Source organism: Bradyrhizobium betae (assembly GCF_008932115.1).
Lineage (GTDB): Bacteria > Pseudomonadota > Alphaproteobacteria > Rhizobiales > Xanthobacteraceae > Bradyrhizobium > Bradyrhizobium betae.
On the sequence record NZ_CP044543.1, the window covers coordinates 885,063 to 907,782 of the forward strand.

Below are 22,720 nucleotides of genomic sequence, written 5' to 3' on the forward strand. Positions count from 1 at the left end.
CGTATTCCGCGGCCTCAGCTCGCCCTGACGCTGACGATAAATTCGTCCACTTCGCGCTTCAGGGTCTCGGCCTGCCGCGACAGGTCGACGGCGGAATCGCGCGCTTCGGCAGCCATGCGCCCGGTCTCCGCCGAGGTCGAGGTGATCTGGACGATGTGATTGGAGACGTCGAGCGTTCCGTGTGCGGCGTCCTGCGCGCTGCTCGTGATGTCCTGTGTGGCGTTGCGCTGCTGGGCGGTGTCGACCTCGATGCCGGACATGATCGACGAGATCTCCGACAGGGTCTTCGAGATCCCGTCGATCGCGCCGCGCGTCTCCGCGGTGATGCCCTGGATGCTGGCGACGTGCGAGGTGATCTCTTCCGTCGCCTTGCTGGTCTGGTGCGCGAGGCTCTTCACCTCGGAGGCGACCACGGCAAAACCCTTGCCGGCCTCCCCTGCCCGCGCCGCCTCGATGGTGGCGTTGAGCGCCAGCAAATTGGTCTGCGATGCGATCGCCTGCACGAGCTGCACGACCTCGCCGATCTTGTCGGCGGCATCCGACAGCGTGTGGATGGTGTCGCGGCTCTTCTCGGCCTGGGACGCTGCGCCTTCGGCGCGCTGGGTCGCATCGGTAACGCGGCGGCTGATCGTGCCGATCGAGTTCGTCATCGCCTCGGCCGAGCCCGCGACCGTCTGGACGCTGACGCTGGCCTGGCTGGCCGCGCTCGCGACCGCACTGGCCTTCGTGCTGGTGTCGTTGGCCGTCCGCGACAATGTCTCCGCGTTGCTCTTCAGATGCACGGCCGACGACGCCACGCTGTCGACGACGCCGGCGACGAGATCGTTGAAGCGCTTGATGCGGTCGTCGAGAAATTGCGAGCGCTCGGACTGATGCTGCGCTTCGCGCAGCTGCTGCTCGGTGAGCCGGCGCCGCTCGATCCCGTTGGTCTTGAATACCTCCAGCGCCCCGGCGAGCAGGCCGATCTCGTTGGTGCCACCGAGGCCCGGAACGGATGTCTCGAACTTCTGGTCGGCGACCTCGCGCATGGCATGCACGATCGCCGCCAGCGGGCTGAGGATGCCGTTGCGCACGGCGAACCAGGTAGTGAGGCAGATCGCGACGGCGACGACCGCAATCACGCCGCAGGCCATCAGAAAATAGGAAAACGCCGTCTGCGCCTGCTGGTAGATCTGCATCGCGTGGTCGCGCGCGGGGCCGCTCAGCGCTGAGAAATCCGACGACAGGCTGGTGATCTCGTTGTTGAGATAGAGCACCGCGACGAAGCCGGTGCCGCCGCCGATGCCCAGCAGGAACAATAATGCTGCGACGACGGCGCCGACCAGGAAGCGGATCGTCAGATTGCTGTTCGTGAACATCGGGGAGCTCAGAGGCTGGAATCGAATCTTGCGCCAAGCTTCCAGATAAAGGTCAATATAGCGTGAAACAGACCATCGCGAGCGGTCTAAGTATCATTACGTAGGCGCGGACGACGTCATGCCGCTAGGAGGATTTGGCTTCGTCCGACATCAACGCGGCGAGCCGCGTCTCCTCCTCGGGCGTCAGCGGCGGCGCTGGTACGTCTGCACCGCTTCGCGAACGGCGACGAATCTGTAGCCAGAGCGCCAGGCCGCCGGCGATCAGCAACAGCGGCCCGAACAGCCACAGCAGCATGGTCTGGCGCTCGAAGCGCGGCTTGAGCAATACGAACTCACCATAGCGCGCGACAAGGAAGTCGAGCACCTGCGAATTGCTGTCGCCGGCCGCGATGCGCTCGCGCACCAGCAGGCGCAGATCGCGCGCGAGCGGCGCGTCGGAATCATCGATCGACTGGTTCTGGCAGACCATGCAGCGCAGCTCACGCGACAGGTCGCGCGCGCGGACTTCCTTGGCAGGATCCGACATGATCTCGTCGGGCTGCACGGCGTACGCCACGGGCATGGCCAGCAGCATCAGCGCGACGATCGCAAGCATCATCCGCCGCATCGGATCACTCCGCCGGCTGGAGGCGTTGCTTGGCCCGCGCCGGCTTCGGCGCGCCGACCCGCAAGCGCCGGTCGGACAGCGACAGCATACCGCCGAACGCCATCAGCACCGGTCCCCACCAGATCAGCAGCACCAGCGGCTTGTGATAGATGCGCACCGCAATGGCGCCCTCTGCATTTGCATCGCCGAGCGAAACGTAGAGCTGGCTAGCGCCGCGCGTCAGCAGCGCGGCCTCGGTCGTCGAGGAGCCGCGCGTGGTGAAACTGCGCTTGGACGGCGTCATGACGCTGATCGCCTCGCCATCGCGGCTCACATTGAACTCGGCGATCATCTCGCGGAAGTTCGGCCCCTGGCGCTGAAACAGGCCGTCGAGCTTGAGATCGTAGCCGGCGACATGGGCGACGTCGTTCTGCTTCATCGTCGCGATATATTCGCTGTTCCAGGTGGTCTCGCAGACGATCCCGATCAGCGCGACGCCGAGGCCGGCATGCGCGAATGCCGTGCCCCAGGCCGAGCGCGGCAGGCCGCGGGCGCGGTGCAGCGCCGTTCCGAACGGCAGCCGCACCAGACCGGTCCGCTCGACGATGTCGGTGACGGCGCCGGCGATGACGAAGACGCCAAGCCCGATCGCGAGCGGCGCGAGCGCGCTGCCGCCGCGCGTCCAGGCCCAGACGATGGCGATCACAACGAGGCCGGCAACGCCGGCCGCGAGCAGGCGCTGGGTGACGCCAAGCAGATCGCCGCGCTTCCACGCCAGCATCGGCCCGAACGGCACCGCCAGCAGCAGCAGCGTGAACAGCGGGGCGAAGGTGAGATTGTAGAAGGGCGCGCCGACCGACATCTTGAAATCGGCCAGCAGTTCCATCGCCAGCGGATAGAGCGTGCCGAACAGCACGACCGCGCAGGCCACCGTGAGCAGCAGATTGTTCAGCACCAGCGCGCCTTCGCGCGAGATCGGCGCGAACAGCCCCCCCTGCTTCAACGAGGTCGCGCGGCCCGCGAACAGCGACAGGCTGCCGCCGATGAACAGGCAGAGGATCAGCAGGATGAACACGCCGCGGGTCGGATCGGTGGCGAAGGCGTGCACGGACGTGATGACGCCCGAGCGCACCAGGAACGTGCCGAGCAGCGACAGCGAGAAGGTCAGGATCGACAGCAGGATGGTCCAGACCTTCAGCGCATTGCGCTTCTCCATGACCAGCGCCGAGTGCAACAGCGCGGTGCCGGCCAGCCACGGCATCAGCGAGGCGTTCTCGACGGGATCCCAGAACCACCAGCCGCCCCAGCCGAGCTCGTAATAAGCCCAGTAGGAGCCCATCGCGATGCCGAGGGTGAGGAATATCCAGGCCACCAGCGTCCACGGCCGCACCCAGCGCGCCCAGGCCGCATCGATGCGGCCCTCCATCAGCGCCGCGATGGCGAAGGAGAACGAGATCGAGAAGCCGACATAGCCGAGATAGAGCATCGGCGGATGCACGGCGAGGCCGATGTCCTGGAGCACCGGATTGAGATCGCGTCCCTCGACCGGCGGGTTGGCGATCCGCAGGAACGGATTGGATGTCACCAGGATGAAAAGATAGAAGGCGCTGGCGATCCAGGCCTGCACGGCCAGCACATGCGCACGCAGCGACAGCGGCAGATTGTTGCCGAAGGCCGCAACCAGGCCGCCGAACAGCGCCAGGATCGCCACCCAGAGCAGCATCGAGCCTTCATGGTTCCCCCACACGCCGGTGATCTTGTAGAGCAGCGGCTTCATCGAGTGGGAGTTCTCGTAGACGTTGGCGACGGAGAAATCCGAGTTCACGTGCAACGTCACGAGCGCGATGAACGAGGCGCCGACGAACAGCAGCTGCGCCAGTGCGGTCGAGCGTGCCACGTTCATCAACGCGGCATCGTGCAAGCGGGCGCCGATCAGCGGCACGACCGACTGGATCAGTGCCAGGGCAAGCGCCAGCACCAGCGCGTAATGTCCGGATTCAGCGATCACCGCACTGCTCCCTGCGAATTGCCCTGCGCCGTCGTTGCCGCAGGCTTTGCGCTATCAGAAGCTTTCGCCCCGTAATCGTCCTTCCAGTGCCCCTGCTTCTTCAGGGCGTCGGCGACGTCCTTGGGCATGTAGGTCTCGTCATGCTTGGCAAGCACGGTATCGGCCTTGAACACGCCGTTGGCATCGAGCGCGCCTTCTGCGACCACGCCTTGCCCTTCGCGGAACAGATCCGGCAGGATGCCCTTGTAGGCGACGGGCAGCTTCGCGCCGCCGTCGGCGACCTCGAATGTCACCGCAAGATTGTCGCCGCGATGGAGCGAGCCGGGCTGCACCAGCCCGCCGAGGCGAAACCGCTTGCCGGGCTCGACGTGCTTCTCGGCAACCATGGTCGGCGTCGAGAAGAACACGATGGAGTCGCGAAGTGCGTTCAGCACGAGCGCGGCGGCGAGCGCGAGCACGGCAAGCGAGCCGCCGATGATGGTCATACGTCGCTGCTTCCGCGTCATGGCGTATCCGTTCCCTGCTGGTCTCGCCGCAGCATCGTCATCCGTCGAGCCCGAGCGTCTTGAGGCCTTCGTTGAGCTGACGCAGCCGCACGGCATCGTTGGCAACGGCCTGGCGGGCATCGCCCGATGCGCCGACCGCCTTGTCGCGATCGCCCATCACGAGATAGGCGCGCACCAGACGCAACCAACCCTCGACGTCGTCGCCGTTCTGCTTGAGGCGCGTGGCGAGGCGTTCGACCATGCTGCGCACCATAGCATTACGATCGCCCTCGTTCATGTCCCTGGACGCGGCGAGGGTCTCGTCCGACAGCGCCGGCATCGTGCCGCCGCCGACCCGCGCCAGCGAAGACTGCACCAGGGAACGCCAGGGCGCATCCTCCGGCGCCTTCGCCAGCAGCGCGCGCCAGATGTTGGCGGCATCGTCCTTGCGGCCGTCCTGCTCGGCGGCAAGGCCGAGAAAGTAGTTCGCCTTGGGATCGTCGGCGTTGAGCGCGTGCGCGCGCTCGAATTCGCCCTTGGCTTCGGCGGTCACCACGCCATTTGCGGCGGCGGCGATGGCTTCGCCGAGATCGGAGCGGCGCTCCGCGCTCTCGCCATTGTAGGTGAGCGAGTTGCGATAGGCGCGCACCGCATCGTCGAAGCGGCCGAGCCGTTGCAGCACGGGCGCGAGCACGTTCCAGCCGCGTCCGTCAGTCGGGTTCTTTTCCAGATGCTGCTCGACCTGCACGACGAGATTCTCGAGCGACTGCGCCATGCCCGCCCCGGAACCGCGCTCCCGCTGCGCCAGCGGATAGTCCTGAAGCCTGGGCGAGCCAAGCGGCATGTAGACGCCGATCGCAACGAGCGGCAGGCCGGCGAGCGCCAGCACGGCCGCCGCACGGCGCCATTTGAGGCTCGACGTCGGCGTCTGCGCGGCCTCTGTGCCGGCCGCGGCAAGCAGCCTGCGGCTGATCTCGACGCGCGCGGCTTCGGCCTCGGGCGCAGCGATCAACCCGGCGGCGAGGTCACGCTCGATCTCGGCCAGCTGGTCCTTGTAGACCGCGACCTCGCTGCCCTGATTTTGCGCGCGTCCGCTGCGGCCGAGCGGCAAGAGCACGGCGAAAATCGCCGCGACCGTCATCAGCGCGAACACGAACCATAGCGTCATCTGGCAAGCTTCCGGCAGCGCGCCACCCGCGCCCACAGGTGGCTTTACACCACGGCCGGATGATGCGGCAATTGACAATTGTCAATTCACCGCGACCGCGCATAGTCCCGAAACGGTGACAATCCAACGGCTTAGCCGATCTCGAAGTCCACACTCTGCGCGGCATCCTCGCCGTGCCCGTTGATGGCCTTCAGGAAGTACGTCCCTGGCGTGATTGCGTCGGGCAATCTGATGCGCAGCGCCCCGACCGGAACAGGTGACGCAACCCGGGTGATCGTCTCAGGCAGCTGCCGACCGCTTGCCTTCTCGACCAGCACCACCTTCGCGCCGGTCATCAGCCTTCGATATTTGGCAACAATGACGCGGTTTTCAATTTCGATGGAGCTGATAAGGGGTTTCATGCGCCCACAGATAGAAATTCCAAAACTTGCACGGAGACCGTAGGGCCCGCCACCGGCATCGTCAACCAGAAATTGTGATCACGAAAAAATGCTCTCAAATCAGCTGGCGCGCGACGATTTGCGCTCACCTGTCGCCGCGTTCTCCGCGGCACGGCTCATCAGCGAGGCGTAATCGTCGCCGAACAGCACCTGGCAGAATCGGATCGCGGCCTGCACCTGCTGCTGACGATAGGTGCGGACCTTGAGATCGGCGGCGCGCAGCGACTGCACCAGTTGCTCGGTCGACCGTTCCACATATTGCTGGAGGTCGGAATAGGTGCGCAGCGTCACCTCGTTGATCGCAAGCTCGCTCGCGTAGTTGCGGCAGGTCGCGACGAAATCGATCAGCGCCACGGTTTCCTCGACCTCGGTGCTGTCGATCCGCGCTCCCGGCGGAATCTCCTTCTCGGGGCGCTGGCGCAGGATGCGGCGCACGCGGCCGGGAACACTGTCGATCTCCGACTGCAGCGCGTTGGAAATGTCGGCCCGGATCGAGGTCAACTGCTTGCCCCAGGGGGAATCGTTGCGCAGGTCGAGTTCCGTGCGCAGGCCGCGCACACCGTCGTGCAGCGCCTTGAGGTTGTCGGCGACGTTGTCGAAATGGCCGCGTTTGATGTCCATGCGCAGGATCGCGGCCACGCAGGACAAATCGTGCAGGGCGATCGTGACGGCGGCGCCATAGGGCGTTGCCGCGACGCGGATCTCGTCGTCGGACGCCGCAATCTTGATGGCGAGGCGGATGATCTGCCACGGCGCGGTCATGCGCTGAACCACCATCGACAGCGCGAATGGCAGCATCTGCGGCGTCTGGAGCACTGGAATATTGAGCGCGGCCGTCACCGACGCGATCTGGGCATCGCCGAAGGCGCGCAGCGAGCGCGGCAGCTTCTCGCTCAGGGTGGCGATGGCTTCCCGGACCTGAAGTACCGCGCCGATCGAATAGAGGTCCTCGATCACATTGGGCGGACCGACACGGGCGAGCGCGCGCGACTTGTCGCCGCCGCCCGGTCCCGTCAGTTCGAAGATAGCGTCCGCAGCCACCGCCTGGAGTTTTTGCGCGAGGGCCTCGACCTGGCCGGCACTGTCGGCAACCGGCATGCGCGCCAGCGCCGCTTCGAATTCGCTGACCTTGTCCGGGGCGCCGTCACGGCCGAGCCATTGCCAGATCGGGTGCAGCGAGGAGCGCCGGATCTGGCCAACCCGGATCGGGATGCCTGACTCGGCCAGGAACGGTTCCAGCACCTGGAACAGCAGCCGCGACAGATCGTCCGTGCGCGGCGGCGGGGCTGTGTCGGCTTCGGTCTTGCGGACGATCTTGCGCAATTGCTCGAGCACGAGGGTCGCCACGGCCGTGTCCTGGCCGCGTTCCAGCGCGCGCTCGAACTCCCGCATCAGCAGAGCCTGCGCCTGCGGCGGGAGCTGCGCGAGATATTCCCTCAGCCGCTCGATCGATGTCTGGCTCATGCGCCCGGGTAATGCATGGTAAAATGGCAGACGTAGGGTGCGTCCTGCGCGATCATAGGTGGGACCCACTTAAGAAGCCGTTTAGGAAGTTGCCGCGAATGCCTCCGGTTTCGCGCCGATCGGCTTTACGCGGGCGAAATAGTCACGTCGGAACAAAGGATTATATTCCGGGCAGCACCAGCTGCGCCCGCAGCCCCCCGATCGGTGCGCCACTGAGCGAGAGGCTGCCGCCATAGAGCGCGGCAAGGTCGGTCACGATCGACAGCCCCAGCCCCGAGCCGGGCTTCGACTCGTCGAGCCGCTGGCCGCGCCGCGAAACCTGGGCGCGTTCCGCCTCCGACAGGCCGCGCCCGTCGTCGTCGACGATGATTCGCAGGCGCGGGCCAGTACCCGCCTGCTGCGCCGCCTCCACCAGAACCTCGATGAAGACCCGCGAAGCCGCCCATTTGCAGGCGTTGTCGACGAGATTGCCGACCATCTCCTCCAGATCCTGCCGCTCGCCGCGGAATTTGGCCGACGGATCGGCCTTGGCCTCGACCACGATGCCGCGGTCGCGATGGATCTTCTCCATGGTCCGCCGCAGGGCCTCGATGGCGGGCGCGACCTCCGTCACGGTTCCGACCACCGAGACGCGCGCCGCGATGCGGGCGCGCTCGAGATGATGGGCGAGCTGGCTGCGCATCACGTCCGCCTGCTCCATGACCTTGGCCGCAAAGGGATCGGCGACATGGGCGCCGGCCTCGTTGACGATCACCGAGAGCGGCGTCTTGATCGCATGGGCGAGATTGCCGACATGGGTGCGGGCCCGCTCGACGATCTCGCGATTGGCGTCGATCAACGCATTGGTCTCGCGCGCCAGCGGCGCGATCTCGACCGGGAATTCGCCTTCGAGCCGCTCCGCCCGCCCGGAGCGGATGTCGGCGATGGATTCCGAGATGCGCTTGAGCGGCGCAAGGCCGAAGCGGACCTGGAATACCGTGGTCAGCAGCAGCACGATGCCGAGCGCGGTGAAGGTGCCGCCGAGATAGTAATCGAAACTCCGCGTCTCGTCGAAGATCTCGGTGTCATCACCGGCGACGCTGACCAGATATTTGCCGTCCGCACCGAGATCGACGGGACGCTCGACCATACGCAGATTCTGCCCCTCGGGCCCGTCGACATAGGCGAGGCGAATGCCGGCGGCTGTGAGCTCGGTGCCCTGCACCTCCAGCTTCGGCAGCTTCTTGTCCCAGAGCGAGCGCGAGGAGCGCACCTCCGGCTTCTCGGTGTCGGTGCGGGTGATCTGCCAATACCAGCCGGACAGCGGCAGCTCGAACAGGGGCTCGCCGAGCGACTGGAACTGACGGTCCGGCGGCTCGTCGGGGGTCGCGACCTCGGCGATCAGCGTGCGCAGATAGAGATTGAGCCGGCGGTCGAACGCACGCTCGGTGGCATTCTTGTAGACCGACGACAGCACCACGCCGGTGATGGCCAGGATCACCACGAGCCAGGCCGTCGCCGACAGGAACAGGCGATTGGCGAGCGAGCTGGCGGGCATCGGAATGATCCCGGGGGCGCGAGGCGGCAGGGCGTCGGTGGTCATGACGCGACCAAGGCCCCTGTTCGCTCGCCCGTCAAGTCCGGACGCTTCAGGCGCCCGGCGCGGCCGGTGGGGTCAGGAGATAGCCGAGACCACGGACGGTCTGGATGATGTCGACATCGAGCTTCTTGCGGATGCGGCCGACGAAGACCTCAATCGTGTTGGAGTCGCGGTCGAAATCCTGGTCGTAGAGATGCTCGACCAGCTCGGTGCGGGACACGACGCGCCCGGAATGATGCATCAGATAGGCCAGAAGCCGATATTCATGCGAGGTCATCTTGACGGGATTGCCGGAGACGCTGACCCGGCCGGTCCTGGTGTCGAGGGTAACAGGGCCGCAGCTGAGCTCGCTCTGGGCATGGCCGGTTGAGCGGCGCAGCAGGGCGCGGATGCGCGCCAGCACCTCCTCCAGGTGGAACGGCTTTGCGACATAATCGTCGGCGCCGGCATCGAAGCCCTGCACCTTGTCGCTCCAGCGGTCGCGCGCGGTGAGGATCAGGACCGGCATGGTGCGGCCATTGCGGCGCCAGGCTTCCAGCACCGAGATGCCGTCCTTCTTGGGCAGGCCGATATCGAGCACGACGGCATCGTAGGGCTCGTTGTCACCGAGAAAATGCCCCTCCTCCCCGTCGAAGGCGCGATCGACGACGTAACCGGCGTCGCTCAGCGCCTTGGTGAGCTGGCGATTGAGATCGGGGTCATCCTCAACGACGAGCAGGCGCACGCTTCTCTCCAGAAATAGGCCGCATGAACTCCGCCAGAGATGAGCAATTCCGGCGTGAACTGAATATGAACGCGGGGAACCGCCTGCGTTACTTTTTGGTCATATACGACCTCTCGCGTGCCGACGCGACTGCGCCCGCCAGGCCGACGGACGAACCGGCGGCATGGCGGGCGCAATGTGCCGCGTACCGCGGCTATTCGGAAGGTCCGCCCTTCCCGTCGAGATGCGGCCGTCAGGTCCGGAAGAACACGAACCAGATGACGGCGAGGATCAGGATGGCCAGTCCGGTCGAGATGGCGAGCAGGGCTGCAACCGACGGACCGGGCTCGCCCGCGCGCGCTTCGGTCGCGGTCTCGACGATCTGATGCTGGTCTCGCGTGGTTGCCATGGTGACCTCAATATCTGGCTGTCACGGTGGCAACGCGTGATCCGATGCGATGTTCCGGTCTTTGCCGCCGGATCAGTCAGCAACCGAAGACCCGGCTGCCGGTTAACGCAGTTGCAAGATTCCACGGCGTGCCTTGCTATGATTCGGTGTCCCCCGATGGTATCCTCATAAGTCTGTCCCTGTTGCGTTTGGAGTAGCCCATGGCCCCCCGCGCCAATTGGAAGGGTTTTCTGCGTCTGTCGCTCGTGACCTGTCCGGTCGCGCTGTATCCGGCCACTTCGGATACAGAGAAGGTGTCGTTCAACCAGATCAACCGCAAGACCGGCCACCGGATCAAGTACCTCAAGGTCGACGCCGAGACCGGCGACGAGGTGACCTCCGAGGACATCGTCAAGGGCTACAAGGTCGACACCGACACCTATATCGAAGTCACCAAGGACGAGCTCGACGACATCGCGCTGGACTCGACGCACACGATCGAGATCGACGAATTCGTGCCGAAGACCGACATCGACAGCCGCTACCTGATCCGTCCCTATTATCTCGTGCCCGATGGCAAGGTCGGCCACGACGCCTTCGCGGTGATCCGCGAGACCATCCGCAGCATGAACAAGGTCGCGATCGGCCGCGTCGTGCTGACCAACCGCGAGCACATCATTGCGATCGAGCCGCTCGAGAGCGGCCTGATGGGCACGCTCCTGCGCTATCCCTACGAAGTGCGCAGCGAGAAGGAATATTTCGACGACATCCAGGACGTGAAGCTTACCAAAGACATGCTCGACCTCGCCAAGCACATCGTCGAGAAGAAGTCCGGCACGTTCGAGCCCGAGCTGTTCGAGGACCATTACGAGACCGCGCTGATCGACCTCATCAACAAGAAGCGCGCGGGCGCACCGATCGCAGCCAAGGTGACGCCGAAGAGCAGCGGCAACGTCATCAACCTGATGGACGCGCTGAAGAAGAGTCTCGCGAGCGAGAAGGACGCAGCTCCCGTGGCCAAGGTCGCCAAAGGCAAGAAGCCGAAGAAGCGCGTCGATGGCCAGCGCGAGATGCTGCTGCCGATCGCCGGCAAGGGCGGCAAGACGGCAGCCGCCAAGGACGCGCCCCCCAAAAAGGCCGACAAGCCGGTGCGCGCGACGGCGCGGACGAAGAAGGCCGGGTAGGCACATCGCGTCTGCCGTCGCGCCGTGATGCCTCCCCTCGCCGATCGGCCGGCCTGACATGCCCTGGTCGACGGCATTCGACGATCCCGTTCAGGTCGGCGGCAAGCGCAGGCTGCTGACGCTGCAGCAGGCGGCGGACTACATCATGCAGCTGCCCGAGGACGCGCAGCACGAAGCCCACTGGCAGACCGCGATCGAGACCCTGATCCATGCGGCCGAGACCGGCGGCGGCTGGCTGACGTTCGCCCGCATTGCGATGTTGCGGGCACTGAATGCGGCCGGACGGCACGGTGATGAATAGGGTCAACAATCGGTTAAGGAGCCCGGGCCAGGGTATTCCTACGGGAGACAAAATTAACCGCCGATTGCCGTTGCGCGGAACATGGTCGAACTCGCCGATCGAACCAGGGTTTGCACACCGTGCAGCAGGACGTCAGAAAGAACTACATCAGCATCGTGAACGACGCGCCGGCGAACGAGCCGGCCGCGGACACGTTGGCGCGATCGCGGCCGGGCACGGTGAAGGATCTGGTAGACCGACTCGCAGCCGTACTGAAGCGGCGCCTCCATGGCGCGGCGGGCCCGACGATCCGTCACTGACAGGTTCACAGTGCCGTCACGCGGAAATCGGCCGATTTGAATCCATTTGGATCCACCGGTGGAACTCAAATTTAATGAGTGCCATCGTATCAGGCGGAGGCGCCTACCCCGGGCTCAATTGTTTTGGCGCGCCATAAAACTCTATTCGATCAATTTACCGGTTCGAAAACGACGCGGCCATAGATTTGGGCCGGATGAACAGGAGTTGGCAATGCGTTTGATGAAGTCTTTCCTTGCCGATGAGACTGGCGCCACCGCCATCGAGTACGGCCTGATCGCCGCCGGCATTGCGCTTGCCATCGTGACCGTCGTGAACAACACCGGCAGCGCGCTCCTCAGCAACAAATTCAACTCGATCAGCACGTCGCTGAAGTAGCAGCGGCCGAAGTTCGAAGCGATCGTGCGCTTCGCCCAGGTCGCGCTGACCGCGCGACCATGATCTGCGTCAAGCGCATCGCGACTGCGGCGGTCTAGCATTGGCTCAGCCCTCCCCGCCGGCGCCGTCCATGCAACCAGATCCCCACCGTCCCCAATTGAAGATTCGCCGCGTTCGCCTCGACACCGGACGCGAGAACGTCGTCGTCATTTCGAGGCGGTCGAAGGCGTTGCGCGCCGAGATCTTTCGCGGCTTCAGCCGCGTCGAGCTCCGCCTCAACGGCAAGGTGCTGCTGGCGACGCTGCTGATCACCGATGACGACACGCTGGCGGCCCACGACGAGATCGGCCTGTCCGAGCCCGCATTCCGCCGTTTCGCCGAACCGGTCGGCACACTGGTCGCGGTCACGCCCGCCTCTCCTCCCGAGAGCCTCGAAGCGGTGCGCGCGAAGATCCGTGGTCGCACATTGAGCGAGGCCGAGATCGGCGCGATCATCAACGACCTCGCACATTATCGCTACTCCGACATGGAGATCGCCGCCTTCCTGATCGGCTCGGCGAGCTTCATCACCAGCGATGAGCTCCTGGCCCTGACCGGTGCGATGGCGCAGGTCGGCACGCAGTTGACCTGGCCGGATCCGATCGTCGTGGACAAGCACTGCATTGGCGGCATTCCGGGCAATCGCACCTCGATGGTGGTGGTGCCGATCGTCGCCGCGCACGGCCTGCCGATCCCCAAGACCTCCTCGCGCGCCATCACCTCGCCCGCCGGCACCGCCGACACGATGGAGGTTCTGGCGCGCGTCAATGTCGGCGTCGAGGAGATGAAGGCGATCGTCTCCGCGTGCAACGGCTGCCTGATCTGGGGCGGTCACGTGAATCTGTCGCCGGCCGACGACGTCCTGATCTCGGTCGAGCGCCCCCTGAGCCTCGACACCCGCGAGCAGATGGTCGCCTCCATCATGTCGAAGAAGATCGCGGCCGGCTCGACCCATCTGTTGATCGACATCCCGGTCGGTCCGACCGCGAAGGTCACCAGCGCGGTCGAGGCGATGCGGCTGCGAAAGCTGTTCGAATTCGTCGGCGACCGGTTCGGCCGCACGGTCGAGGTGATCACGACCGACGGCCGCCAGCCGATCGGCAACGGTATCGGGCCCGTGCTCGAGGCCAATGACGTGATGGCGGTGCTCGGCAACGATCCGGACGCACCGCGCGATCTGCGCGAGAAATCGCTGCGGCTCGCCGCCCACCTGCTGGAATACGATCCGAAACTGCGCGGCGGCGCCGGCTATGCGCGAGCGCGTGAACTGCTGGACAGCGGCGCGGCGCTGAAGCAGATGCAGAAGATCATCGACGCACAGGGTCCCTCGACATGCAGCACCGAGCTGGGCTCGCTCAGCTTCGACGTCAAGGCTGCGAGCGACGGCGTAGTGACCGCAATCGACTGCCTGCGCCTCAATCGTCTCGCCCGCACCGCCGGCGCGCCGCTCGACAAGGGCGCCGGCATCCGCCTGTTCAGGAAGATCGGCGACCGCGTCGAGCAAGGCGAGCCGCTCTATCGCGTCTACACCTTCGATCGCCCCGAGCATGATCTGGCTGCCTCTGCCGCAGCAGAGCAGACCGGCTACATCGTCAACGGTCACGAGGCCCTCCTGGGCAAGGCGCCGTGAGCGCGATCTCGCTCCAGACCCTGCCCTTCGGCACCGATGCGGCCAGGCACCTCGCTGCGCGGCTTGGCCTTGCCTGCGACGAGATCGCGCTGCACCGCTTTCCGGACGGCGAGCTGCGCGTCGCGGTCGCGCCAGTTGCAGACACCACCATCCTCTATGCCCCGCTTGATCAGCCGAACGACAAGCTGATCGCCCTGTTGTTCGCCGCGGAGGCGCTGCGACGCGGCGGCGCGAAGCGGCTGGTGCTGGTCGCGCCCTATCTCTGCTACATGCGCCAGGACATCGCGTTTCATGCGGGCGAGGCCATCAGCCAGCGCGCCATCGGCTCGCTGCTTGCGGGGATCGTAGACCGCGTCGTCACCGTGGATGCGCACCTGCATCGCACCCCCGAGATCGGCGCGGTATTTCCCGGTATCGAGGCCGCGAACCTGTCCGCAATGCCGGCGATTGCCGACGCGCTGGCGACAGCCGGCATCGATCCCGCAACCATCGTCATCGGCCCTGATGCCGAATCCGAACCCTGGGTGACAGACCTTGCGAGGCGGCTGGGTCTGCAGCATACGGTCGCGCGGAAGCTTCGGCGCGGCGATCGCTCCGTCGAGATCCATTTTGCCGATGCCGCCCTGCTCGCGGGACGGCCTGCGCTGATGACCGACGACATCGTCTCCTCCGGAACCACCCTGATGGTCGCGGCGAAGGCGCTCAAAGCGCTGGGCGCGACCAGCGTCGACGCGGTCATCACCCACGCGCTGTTTCCGCCTGCGATGGTCGCTGCATTCGCCGACGCCGGCATCCGGTCTGTTCGTTCGACCGACAGCGTGCCGCATCCGACCAATGCGATCGCGCTCGACGAGACCCTCGCGGCCGCCCTGCGGTCCGAACTGAGCAAGACACCTTCGCCGGAGACGACACCATGAGCATCACCGTCCGATTTTGCGGCGCCGCCCGCACCGTGACCGGCTCGAGCTATCTGTTTCAGACTGCAAACGGCCGTTTCCTGGTCGATTGCGGCCTGTTCCAGGGACAGAAGACGCTCAAGGAGCTCAACTACGGCGCCTTCCCGTTCCGACCCGCCGACATCGACGCCGTGCTGCTGACGCACGCGCATATCGACCACAGCGGATTGCTGCCGAAACTCGTGCGCGCGGGATTCGAGGGACCGATCCTGGCCACGCGCGGCACCATCGACCTCTGCTCCTACATGCTGCCCGACGCCGGCAGCATCCAGGAATCGGAAGTCGCGCAGCTCAACCGGCGCAACGCAGCGCGCGGCCGCAAGGAAGTGCAGCCGATCTACACGCAGGCGGACGCGATCGCCACGCTGCAATCGTTCCGTCCCGTCGACTATGAACGCTGGACCGACGTGATTCCGGGGGTCCGCGCCCGCTACTGGAATGCCGGCCATCTGCTCGGCTCCGCCTCGATCGAACTCGAAATCGCCGAGCCGGGTTCGGCGCGTCCACTGCGCGTGCTGCTCTCCGGCGACGTCGGGCCGGAGGCCAAGCTGCTCCAGCCCGATCCCGAAGCACCCGTCGACCTCGACTACGTCATCTCGGAAGCGACCTATGGCAACCGGCTGCGCGCCGCCACGACACCTGCGCTCCGCAGGCAGCACCTCGCAGCCGAGGTGCGCGATGCGGCCGCCGCCGGCGGCGCCCTGCTGATGCCCGCCTTCGCGGTCGAGCGCACCCAGGAGCTGATCGTCGATCTCGTCGAGCTGATGGAGCACGGCGAGATCCCGACGGCGCCGATCTTCCTCGACTCTCCGCTCGCGATCCGTGCCACCGAGGTTTTCCGCCGGCATGCCGCCAGCCTCGACCCGACCGTCGATGCCGAACGCCTGCTCAACTCGCCGCATCTCAAATTCACCGAGACGGCGGAGGAGAGCAAGGCGATCATGCGCCTGTCCGGATTTCACATCATCATCGCCGCGAGCGGCATGTGCGATGCCGGCCGCATCCGCCATCACCTGAAGCGCTGGCTCTGGAACGAGCGCGCGACCGTGCTGCTCACCGGCTTCCAGGCCAACGGCACGCTCGGCCGCTTCCTGCAGAACGGCACCAAGGCCGTGCGGATCCAGGGCGAGGAAATCAGGGTCGCGGCGCGGATCCGCATGATCGACGAATATTCCGGCCATGCCGACGGCGCCGGAATGGCCGGCTGGATCGCGGCACGCCGCCCAATCGCTCGCGGCCTGTTCCTGGTCCACGGCGAGGAGGACGCGATCGCAGGGCTCGCCGAGCGTGTCGCCGAACGCATCATCCCCGCGGCGAAGGTCTACCAGCCGGTGCTGGATGACATCTACGAACTCGCCGCAGCCGAACCACGCCTGCTCGATGTCGATCACCGCCGGCGGCTGGCACCGGAGGCCGTCACCCATCTCGACTGGCACAATGACATGTCGGAACTGGTGCTGGACATCAACGACAAGGTTGGCGCGGCCGCCGACGACCGCGCCCGCGGCGTCATCATCCGGAGGCTGCGGCGCGCGCTGGAGGAGAAGGCATAGGAGGACGCTGGACGGCATTTGGCGGCCTAGCCTCTCCCCGATCTCGTCATTGCGAGCGCAGCGAAGCAATCCAGAATCCCTCCGCGGAAACACTCTGGATTGCGTCGCTGCGCTCGCAATGACGGAGGTTGGGACGACATCGCTCACTAAAACGCGTTTTCACTTGCAGACGCACCTTCGCGACCTCGCGGCGCGTTTCGCCCGAGCTTTGCTTCGTTGCGTCGCCCTCATAGAAAGGGCGCAGGGAAGGCCGGGCGCCGGCTGGCACCCACTGTCCCGCGTGTGCTGAAGAACGCGCACGGGGTGGACGACAGGTGTGCCGGTCGCCCGGCCTTCCCTGCGCGATGGTTTGAACGGTGTCCTTCGTGCTCTCCTCGGGGAGCGATGCACTATTGCCCCCGTCGCCCTTACGGATGACTGATGCGCGCACCGGTTGGCCGCCACATCACCGCAGGACTTGACGCACAGACCCCGGGCGTCAGGACGACACGACTTCTCCGTCCGCGCACATTCCCGCCCGCGCCCCCGACGGCTGGCGTGCGCTCACCGTCGAGACCGAACAGAAACGCTGTCAGCGCCGTGTCGTACCGCGCAGGCAGCTGCTCACGGGATTTCCGCCCTGCAACCAACCTCGCGCGCCGACGCCGTCGCGGCCACCGCATCCCGGCCCGCGTCTCGTGACGATCGCGAAACGCCCCTCGTGGCGGGCGGGATGCGCCGATATCTACGTCAAATCAGAATTTCTGTAAATACGAATATTTTGCGCGCCGGCGATTGACCCAGCGCTGGCGTGTTTTGCCCGCCGGGCCGCACAATGGATTGTGGCACGGTCGGCACGCTTGAGCGGACGGGACAGCCCGGCTATCCTCGCCGCGTCAGAATTGAGGCCGCCTTGCCGACACTCATCGCCGTTGTCGCAGCGTTGCTTGTGGGTCTCTGCAGCGCGAACGCCGCCCCTCAGCAGCTCTATGGCAAGGGAATTCACATCCAGTATACCGTCACGGCGACGATCGAGACGCCGCGGGGGCCTCACAGCGGCACCTCGAGCGTCGACAGGACGATCTACGTCAGCAACACTGGCCGACTGTTCGAACGCGCCGTCTGGTCGACCCGCGGCGCGAGGGGCGTCTCCGACAACTCGCCGGGCGCGACGACCAACAAGGCGGGCGAAGCGCGCGGCATGTCGTTCCGCGGGAACGAGCTTGTCGCACACATCGCCTATTTGTCGGGCGCCGGCCGGATGACGATCCATTTCGACCCGACCTTCTCGACGTGCGATGGTGAGTTGGTGTTCGGCGCCGAGCCGGGCAAGGCGATGTCCCGGCGAGCCATCGGGGGTTCGGGGACCTTCCAATTCAGGTCGCTGCAGCCATCCAGGATCACGTGCAGCGTGACGGCTGGCAACCCGCTCCAGTAAATCGACTGCAGAGGCCGTCATCCCGGATTGCGCCGGGCTTCGACACGGCGTGGCCCGGCGAGTCATGCTATCAGTCGCTAAACCAAATCTGATCGAGGAACGCAGATGAAAAGCGCGACGCTGTTGGCTCTTGGCTTCGTGGTTGGCGGCGTCTGGTCGCTGGACGGCGCGCGAGGACAGACTCCAGCCACTCCGCCGGTTTCGCTTGCTCCGCCCAAAGCATCGCCACAAGCCGGCGCCCGGAATTCCCCGGCCCCGTCCGACCGTGCGTCGTCGACACCGGCGACCAGCGGGCTTCCAGCGGCGCCGACTTCAGCCGTCGACTACGATGGCTTGAGCGTCGACAACGCCGAAGCTGGTGACGCACCCAATCAGTCGACGCGCCCTATGGGATCACGCACCCAACCCAATCTGGACAAGAAGGGCGCCGCGTCGCAGCAATTGATCGATCAAGAAGATGAGGCTTTGAAACGCAAGCTGACCATCTGCCAAAGCTGCAAGTAGCGGCTGAACGTTCGCAGTGCATAGCTGACCAACGGCCGCCCTCACGTGCCCGCGCTTTACGCCTCTCCAATTTCCTGATCCTCTCTCCCCAACTAGCCGGATCAACCGGCCTCGCCAAGGAGAGAGAGACGCCATGAAGCTCGGCACCGCCATTGCGGAAATCATGAAGCGCGAGGGGATCGAGATCCTCTGCGGCTATCCGTCAACCATCTGATCGAGCACGCGGCGAAGGCGGAGATCCGGCCCGTCATGGTGCGGCAGGAGCGCGTCGGCGTGCACATGGCGGACGCGATCTCGCGGGTGACGTCGGGGCGAACGATCGGCGCGTTCTGCATGCAGCATGGGCCCGGCGCGGAGAATGCGATGGGCGGCGTCGCGCAGTGCTTTGGCGAATCCGTCCCCGTGCTGGTGCTGCCGATGGGCTATCAGCGCAGGCTGGCGCATATCGAGCCGAACTTCAATTCCAGCGAGGCGATGAAGCCGTTCTCGAAATCGTCCGAGCCAATCATCCTCGCCGCCGAAGTTACCAACATCTTCCGCCGCGCCTTCACCAAATTGAAGAACGGCCGCGGCGGGCCCGTCATCGTCGAGATCCCCGCCGATATGTGGAACGAGGAGGTGCCGGAGCCGCTGAACTACACGCCGGTGCTGCGCACCCGCTACGGCGCCGACCCCGTCCATGTGAAGGAGGCCGCCAGCCTGCTCGTCAACGCGAAGAGGCCGGTGATCTATGCCGGACAGGGCGTGCATTACGCGCAGGCCTGGCCGCAATTGAAACGGCTGGCCGAACGGCTCGCCATCCCCGTTACCACCAGTCTCGGCGGCAAATCGTCGTTCCCGGAAACCCATCCGCTCTCGCTCGGCTCCGGCGGCCTCGCGGTGCCGCGCGCGGTGCCGAAATTCCTCAGCGAGGCCGACGTCATCTTCGGCATCGGCTGCTCCTTCACCGAGACGAGCTTCGGCATCGCGATGCCGAAGGGCAAGACCATCATCCATTCCACGCTCGATCCGAACCATCTCAACAAGGACGTGGAAGCGACAATCGGCCTCGTCGGCGATGCCGGCCTCGTGCTCGATGCGCTGCTGGAGGAGATCGGCAAGACCGTCACCGCGGACCGCGATGCATCGGCCGTCGCGGCCGAGATCGCGGCCTCGCACGAGGAGTGGCTGGCGAAATGGATGCCGAAGCTGACCAGCAACGACGCGCCGCTCAATCCCTATCGCGTGCTGTGGGACCTGCAACAGACCGTGGACGTCGAGAACACCATCATCACCCATGATGCCGGCAGCCCGCGCGACCAGCTGTCGCCGTTCTGGAAGGCGGTCACGCCGCTCTCCTATCTCGGCTGGGGCAAGACCACGCAACTCGGCTACGGCCTTGGCCTCGCGATGGGCGCCAAGCTCGCCAGGCCCGACAAGCTCTGCATCAATGTGTGGGGCGATGCTGCGATCGGCTTCACGGGCATGGATTTCGAGACAGCGGTGCGCGAGCGCATCCCGATCCTATCGATCCTGCTCAACAATTTCTCGATGGCGATCGAATTGAAGGTGATGCCGATCTCGACCGAGAAATATCGCTCGACCGACATCTCCGGCGACTATGCCGCGATGGCGCGCGCCTTCGGCGGCTACGGCGAGCGCGTGACCCGCCCCGAGGACATCATCCCCGCGATCAGGCGCGGCATCCAGAAAACCAGAGAAGGCGTGCCTGTGCTGCTGGAGTTCATCACCAGCAAGGAGACCGAGGTGTCGCGGCCGGGGACGTGAGCCGGACAGTCCCCTATTCCGCCATCTCCACCTGGGCAGTCGCGGTGACGGGACCGGCCAGCGGCCGCTCCTCCATCATGATCAGGCAGAGCGAGGCGGTCGCCATCAGCGCGGTGGCGGCGCCGAAGACGTAGCGGAACGCGTGCCGCATGTCGTCGGCGGGGATCGCAGGCAGGCCGCCTGCGGCGTGATGCTCGCCGGCAAGCGGAATGTCGGTGCCGAGCGCGATCAACAGGATTGCCGCGAAGGCCGCCACCGTGAACGAGGACATCAGCGAGCGGAAGAAGTTCATCGCGCCGGTGATGGTGCCGACCTGCGGACGCGCGACGGAGTTCTGCAGCGAGACCACGCAGACCGGGAAGGTCGTGCCGAGGCCGAGCGCAAACGCGGCCATCAGCGTCAGCAATCCCCACAGCGGCAAGGTGGTGAGCGTGAGGCCCAGCGCGCAGATCGCGGCCCATGACGTGCCGATGATGGCAACGCGCTTGTAATGCTTTGCACGGGCCATGGTACGGCCGGCGACGGCCGCGCCGATGGTCGAGACCGCCGCGAGCGGGATCAGCGCAAGGCCCGCCTCGCTGGCGCTCAAATGGTAGACCGACTCGTAATAAAGCGGCAGCTGCACGGTGAGGCCGGTGATCGCACCCAGGCCGCAGCCGCCGGCCGTCAGCGCGAACGGCGCGACCTTTCCGGTCAGCAGCTTCAAGGGCAGGAACGGCTCGTCGGCGCGGCGCGCGTGCCAGACGAAGCTGACCGCGAGCGCCACGGCGCCGCCCACCATCGCAAGCACGGTCGGCGAGAGCCATGGATAGCGCGTGCCGCCCCAGGTCAGCACCAGCATGAAGACGACGGCGGAGGCCATCAGCAGGACGCCGCCGACCCAGTCGACCTTGCGCTTGCGGTGGAACACCGGGATCTTCTTCATCTTCGGCAGCAACATCACGATCGCGGCGGCTGCGAGCGGCAGGTTGATCCAGAAGATCATCGACCAGTGCAGATGTTCGGCGAACACCCCGCCGATGACCGGACCGAGGATGCCGCCGACCATCCAGACGCTGGAGAAATAGGCTTGATACTGGCCGCGCTCGCGCGGGCTCACGACGTCGGAGATCACCGTCTGCACCACCGGCATGATGCCGCCGCCACCGAGCCCCTGCAGACCGCGCGCCAAAATCAGCATCGGCATGTTCGGCGCGATCGCGCACAGCACCGAGCCTGCGACGAACAGGCTGAGCGAGATGATGATCATGGCCTTGCGGCCATAGATGTCGCTGAGCGTCCCGAACACCGGCGCGACCGCGGTCGAGGCGAGCAGGTAGGCGGTGATGACCCAGGAGAGATTGGAGACGTCGTTGAACTGGCGGCCGATGGTCGGCAGCGCGGTGGCGACGATGGTCTGGTCGAGGGCGGCCAGGAACATCGTCAGCATCAGGCTGATCACGATGGTGCGGACCTCGTCCTGCGACAGTGGCGCCGGCGGCGCGAGCGAGGGAGCGTCGTCGATGCTCAAGACCTCGCCCGGAAGGCGGGACAGCTCTTCGGCGATCTCGTCGGGCAATGTCTGGAGGTCGGCAGAACTGCTCTGCCGGTCGAACTTGTTCATCTCGATCGGAAGCCGTGAGGCGGCGCAACGCCGCGAAGGATTCGTTATATCGAGACAATGTAGACAGCAAAGTTCTTCTCAGGCAGGCACCGCGACGCATGGGTGCATCCCACCCCCGGGCCATCCCGAACGAGTGATCCGACGTCGCAGGCGGCTCAGTCCTTCGGGCGTCGCTTCAGGCGTGCCCGTTTCGGCAGCTGCGCCGGCCATTGCACGATGTGGTCCTCGAGATCCGCATCCGGGATCTCCTCCTCGCTGCCCTCGACCCGGCCGCGGACGGAGACGCCGGCCTCGTGCACGGTGTTGGGATCGCCCGAGACCAGCGGGTGCCACCAATAGAGGTCGCGGCCCTCGGCGACGAGCTTGTAGCCGCAGCTCGGCGGCAACCAGTTCAAGGTGCGGACGTTGGCGGGGGTCAGGCGGACACAGTCGGGAACCTTGTCGGAACGATTCGCATAGTCCTTGCAGCCGCAGGTCCCGGCATCGAGCAGCTTGCAGCCGACATGGGTGTAATAGATCTCCCCGGTGTCCTCCTCCTCGAGCTTGTTCAGGCAGCAGCGGCCGCAGCCGTCGCACAGGCTTTCCCATTCGGGCCCCGACATCTCTTCCAACGTCTTGGTTTTCCAGAAGAATCCTTCCTGGCCTGAAGGTCGTTTGGGAGCTGCGGTCATGCGCCTCAACAAATTCGAAAGAGCTACGGCTGACGCCATCTAGGGCGAGCGGGCCGGATGCTGCAAGCAACGCCGCCGTGAAGCCCGTAATGAACCGGGGTTCAATTAGGTCTGTTGTTCAAAATCGCGAGCCTGACCATTGGTTTATGGACCCTGCTCGGCTAGAAGGAACGGCAAGTCCCCTCGGACGCGAACCGGGCGCCTTGGGTTTGCCGCAACATTCCCGCAAGACGTCTCGATG

The 22,720-nt window shown here is 65.7% G+C and carries 21 protein-coding genes and 1 pseudogene; 10 read left to right on the forward strand and 12 right to left on the reverse strand.

What is annotated here, in order from left to right; genetic code table 11:
• Positions 1-14: 14 nt before the first annotated feature.
• The 10 genes from F8237_RS04425 to F8237_RS36235 form a co-directional block, all read right to left on the reverse strand.
• Positions 15-1,358 carry a methyl-accepting chemotaxis protein gene (locus tag F8237_RS04425; protein WP_151642579.1) on the reverse strand — a complete coding sequence of 448 codons (1,344 nt, stop codon included), beginning with the start codon at positions 1,356-1,358 and terminating at the stop codon, positions 15-17.
• Positions 1,359-1,482: 124 nt separating this feature from the next.
• Positions 1,483-1,965, reverse strand: coding sequence for a cytochrome c-type biogenesis protein (locus F8237_RS04430; RefSeq protein WP_151642580.1), 483 nt, complete (start codon positions 1,963-1,965; stop codon positions 1,483-1,485).
• A gap of 4 nt (positions 1,966-1,969) precedes the next feature.
• The gene (locus F8237_RS04435) at positions 1,970-3,952 is read right to left on the reverse strand and encodes a heme lyase CcmF/NrfE family subunit (RefSeq protein ID WP_151642581.1); all 1,983 of its coding nucleotides are present in this window, start codon (positions 3,950-3,952) and stop codon (positions 1,970-1,972) included.
• Entirely contained in the window at positions 3,949-4,458 is a 510-nt protein-coding gene (gene ccmE / locus F8237_RS04440; protein WP_151642582.1) for a cytochrome c maturation protein CcmE, read from the reverse strand. Before ccmE ends, F8237_RS04435 begins: the two co-directional genes overlap by 4 nt.
• Before the next feature lie 37 nt (positions 4,459-4,495).
• Entirely contained in the window at positions 4,496-5,605 is a 1,110-nt protein-coding gene (gene ccmI, locus F8237_RS04445; protein ID WP_151642583.1) for a c-type cytochrome biogenesis protein CcmI, read from the reverse strand.
• Between the two features lie 131 nt (positions 5,606-5,736).
• Positions 5,737-6,006: a hypothetical protein gene (locus F8237_RS04450; RefSeq protein WP_015687349.1), complete on the reverse strand. Its 270-nt coding sequence runs from the start codon at positions 6,004-6,006 to the stop codon at positions 5,737-5,739.
• Between the two features lie 99 nt (positions 6,007-6,105).
• Entirely contained in the window at positions 6,106-7,509 is a 1,404-nt protein-coding gene (locus F8237_RS04455) for a hypothetical protein (RefSeq protein ID WP_151642584.1), read from the reverse strand.
• 160 nt (positions 7,510-7,669) lie between these two features.
• Positions 7,670-9,046, reverse strand: coding sequence for a sensor histidine kinase (locus tag F8237_RS04460; protein ID WP_151642585.1), 1,377 nt, complete (start codon positions 9,044-9,046; stop codon positions 7,670-7,672).
• A 91-nt stretch (positions 9,047-9,137) separates the two neighbouring features.
• The gene (locus F8237_RS04465) at positions 9,138-9,812 is read right to left on the reverse strand and encodes a response regulator transcription factor (protein WP_143844227.1); all 675 of its coding nucleotides are present in this window, start codon (positions 9,810-9,812) and stop codon (positions 9,138-9,140) included.
• Positions 9,813-10,044: 232 nt separating this feature from the next.
• The gene (locus F8237_RS36235) at positions 10,045-10,200 is read right to left on the reverse strand and encodes a hypothetical protein (RefSeq protein ID WP_015687353.1); all 156 of its coding nucleotides are present in this window, start codon (positions 10,198-10,200) and stop codon (positions 10,045-10,047) included.
• Between the two features lie 200 nt (positions 10,201-10,400).
• On the opposite strand from F8237_RS36235, the gene ku reads away from it, so the two are divergent.
• The 10 genes and pseudogenes from ku (at position 10,401) to F8237_RS04515 (ending at position 20,205) form a co-directional block, all read left to right on the forward strand.
• Positions 10,401-11,363 (forward strand): non-homologous end joining protein Ku, encoded by a 963-nt coding sequence (ku, locus tag F8237_RS04470; RefSeq protein ID WP_151642586.1) that lies wholly within the window; start codon positions 10,401-10,403, stop codon positions 11,361-11,363.
• Positions 11,364-11,421: 58 nt separating this feature from the next.
• Positions 11,422-11,664: a hypothetical protein gene (locus F8237_RS04475; RefSeq protein ID WP_151642587.1), complete on the forward strand. Its 243-nt coding sequence runs from the start codon at positions 11,422-11,424 to the stop codon at positions 11,662-11,664.
• Positions 11,665-11,783: 119 nt separating this feature from the next.
• Complete coding sequence (locus tag F8237_RS04480; protein WP_151642588.1) at positions 11,784-11,963, forward strand: hypothetical protein; 180 nt, start codon at positions 11,784-11,786, stop codon at positions 11,961-11,963.
• A gap of 211 nt (positions 11,964-12,174) precedes the next feature.
• Positions 12,175-12,339, forward strand: coding sequence for a Flp family type IVb pilin (locus tag F8237_RS04485; RefSeq protein ID WP_151642589.1), 165 nt, complete (start codon positions 12,175-12,177; stop codon positions 12,337-12,339).
• A gap of 130 nt (positions 12,340-12,469) precedes the next feature.
• The gene (locus F8237_RS04490; RefSeq protein WP_151642590.1) at positions 12,470-14,008 is read left to right on the forward strand and encodes a thymidine phosphorylase family protein; all 1,539 of its coding nucleotides are present in this window, start codon (positions 12,470-12,472) and stop codon (positions 14,006-14,008) included.
• Positions 14,005-14,925: a ribose-phosphate diphosphokinase gene (locus F8237_RS04495; protein ID WP_151642591.1), complete on the forward strand. Its 921-nt coding sequence runs from the start codon at positions 14,005-14,007 to the stop codon at positions 14,923-14,925. The genes F8237_RS04490 and F8237_RS04495 overlap by 4 nt, the downstream gene beginning before the upstream one ends.
• Positions 14,922-16,517, forward strand: coding sequence for an MBL fold metallo-hydrolase (locus F8237_RS04500; RefSeq protein ID WP_151642592.1), 1,596 nt, complete (start codon positions 14,922-14,924; stop codon positions 16,515-16,517). Before F8237_RS04495 ends, F8237_RS04500 begins: the two co-directional genes overlap by 4 nt.
• A gap of 892 nt (positions 16,518-17,409) precedes the next feature.
• Positions 17,410-17,934, forward strand: a complete 525-nt coding sequence (locus F8237_RS04505; RefSeq protein ID WP_151642593.1) for a hypothetical protein — start codon at positions 17,410-17,412, stop codon at positions 17,932-17,934.
• Between the two features lie 105 nt (positions 17,935-18,039).
• Entirely contained in the window at positions 18,040-18,438 is a 399-nt protein-coding gene (locus F8237_RS04510; RefSeq protein ID WP_151642594.1) for a hypothetical protein, read from the forward strand.
• A gap of 133 nt (positions 18,439-18,571) precedes the next feature.
• Positions 18,572-20,205: pseudogene (locus tag F8237_RS04515) on the forward strand (thiamine pyrophosphate-requiring protein).
• Between the two features lie 13 nt (positions 20,206-20,218).
• Here F8237_RS04515 and F8237_RS04520 read toward each other — a convergent pair.
• A complete protein-coding gene (locus F8237_RS04520) occupies positions 20,219-21,808 on the reverse strand; it encodes an MDR family MFS transporter (RefSeq protein ID WP_151642595.1) in 1,590 nt (529 codons plus the stop codon).
• A gap of 155 nt (positions 21,809-21,963) precedes the next feature.
• Positions 21,964-22,479, reverse strand: a complete 516-nt coding sequence (locus F8237_RS04525) for a YcgN family cysteine cluster protein (RefSeq protein WP_151642596.1) — start codon at positions 22,477-22,479, stop codon at positions 21,964-21,966.
• Positions 22,480-22,720 lie beyond the last annotated feature (241 nt).

Coding starts and splice junctions, on each gene's coding strand:
- F8237_RS04425 (WP_151642579.1), bottom strand. CDS start 1,358: ATGTTCACGAACAGCAATCTGACGATCCGCTTCCTGGTCGGCGCCGTC.
- F8237_RS04430 (WP_151642580.1), bottom strand. CDS start 1,965: ATGCGGCGGATGATGCTTGCGATCGTCGCGCTGATGCTGCTGGCCATG.
- ccmE (WP_151642582.1), bottom strand. CDS start 4,458: ATGACGCGGAAGCAGCGACGTATGACCATCATCGGCGGCTCGCTTGCC.
- ccmI (WP_151642583.1), bottom strand. CDS start 5,605: ATGACGCTATGGTTCGTGTTCGCGCTGATGACGGTCGCGGCGATTTTC.
- F8237_RS04450 (WP_015687349.1), bottom strand. CDS start 6,006: ATGAAACCCCTTATCAGCTCCATCGAAATTGAAAACCGCGTCATTGTT.
- F8237_RS04455 (WP_151642584.1), bottom strand. CDS start 7,509: ATGAGCCAGACATCGATCGAGCGGCTGAGGGAATATCTCGCGCAGCTC.
- F8237_RS04460 (WP_151642585.1), bottom strand. CDS start 9,046: ATGCCCGCCAGCTCGCTCGCCAATCGCCTGTTCCTGTCGGCGACGGCC.
- F8237_RS36235 (WP_015687353.1), bottom strand. CDS start 10,200: ATGGCAACCACGCGAGACCAGCATCAGATCGTCGAGACCGCGACCGAA.
- ku (WP_151642586.1), top strand. CDS start 10,401: ATGGCCCCCCGCGCCAATTGGAAGGGTTTTCTGCGTCTGTCGCTCGTG.
- F8237_RS04475 (WP_151642587.1), top strand. CDS start 11,422: ATGCCCTGGTCGACGGCATTCGACGATCCCGTTCAGGTCGGCGGCAAG.
- F8237_RS04485 (WP_151642589.1), top strand. CDS start 12,175: ATGCGTTTGATGAAGTCTTTCCTTGCCGATGAGACTGGCGCCACCGCC.
- F8237_RS04490 (WP_151642590.1), top strand. CDS start 12,470: ATGCAACCAGATCCCCACCGTCCCCAATTGAAGATTCGCCGCGTTCGC.
- F8237_RS04500 (WP_151642592.1), top strand. CDS start 14,922: ATGAGCATCACCGTCCGATTTTGCGGCGCCGCCCGCACCGTGACCGGC.
- F8237_RS04510 (WP_151642594.1), top strand. CDS start 18,040: ATGAAAAGCGCGACGCTGTTGGCTCTTGGCTTCGTGGTTGGCGGCGTC.
- F8237_RS04520 (WP_151642595.1), bottom strand. CDS start 21,808: ATGAACAAGTTCGACCGGCAGAGCAGTTCTGCCGACCTCCAGACATTG.
- F8237_RS04525 (WP_151642596.1), bottom strand. CDS start 22,479: ATGACCGCAGCTCCCAAACGACCTTCAGGCCAGGAAGGATTCTTCTGG.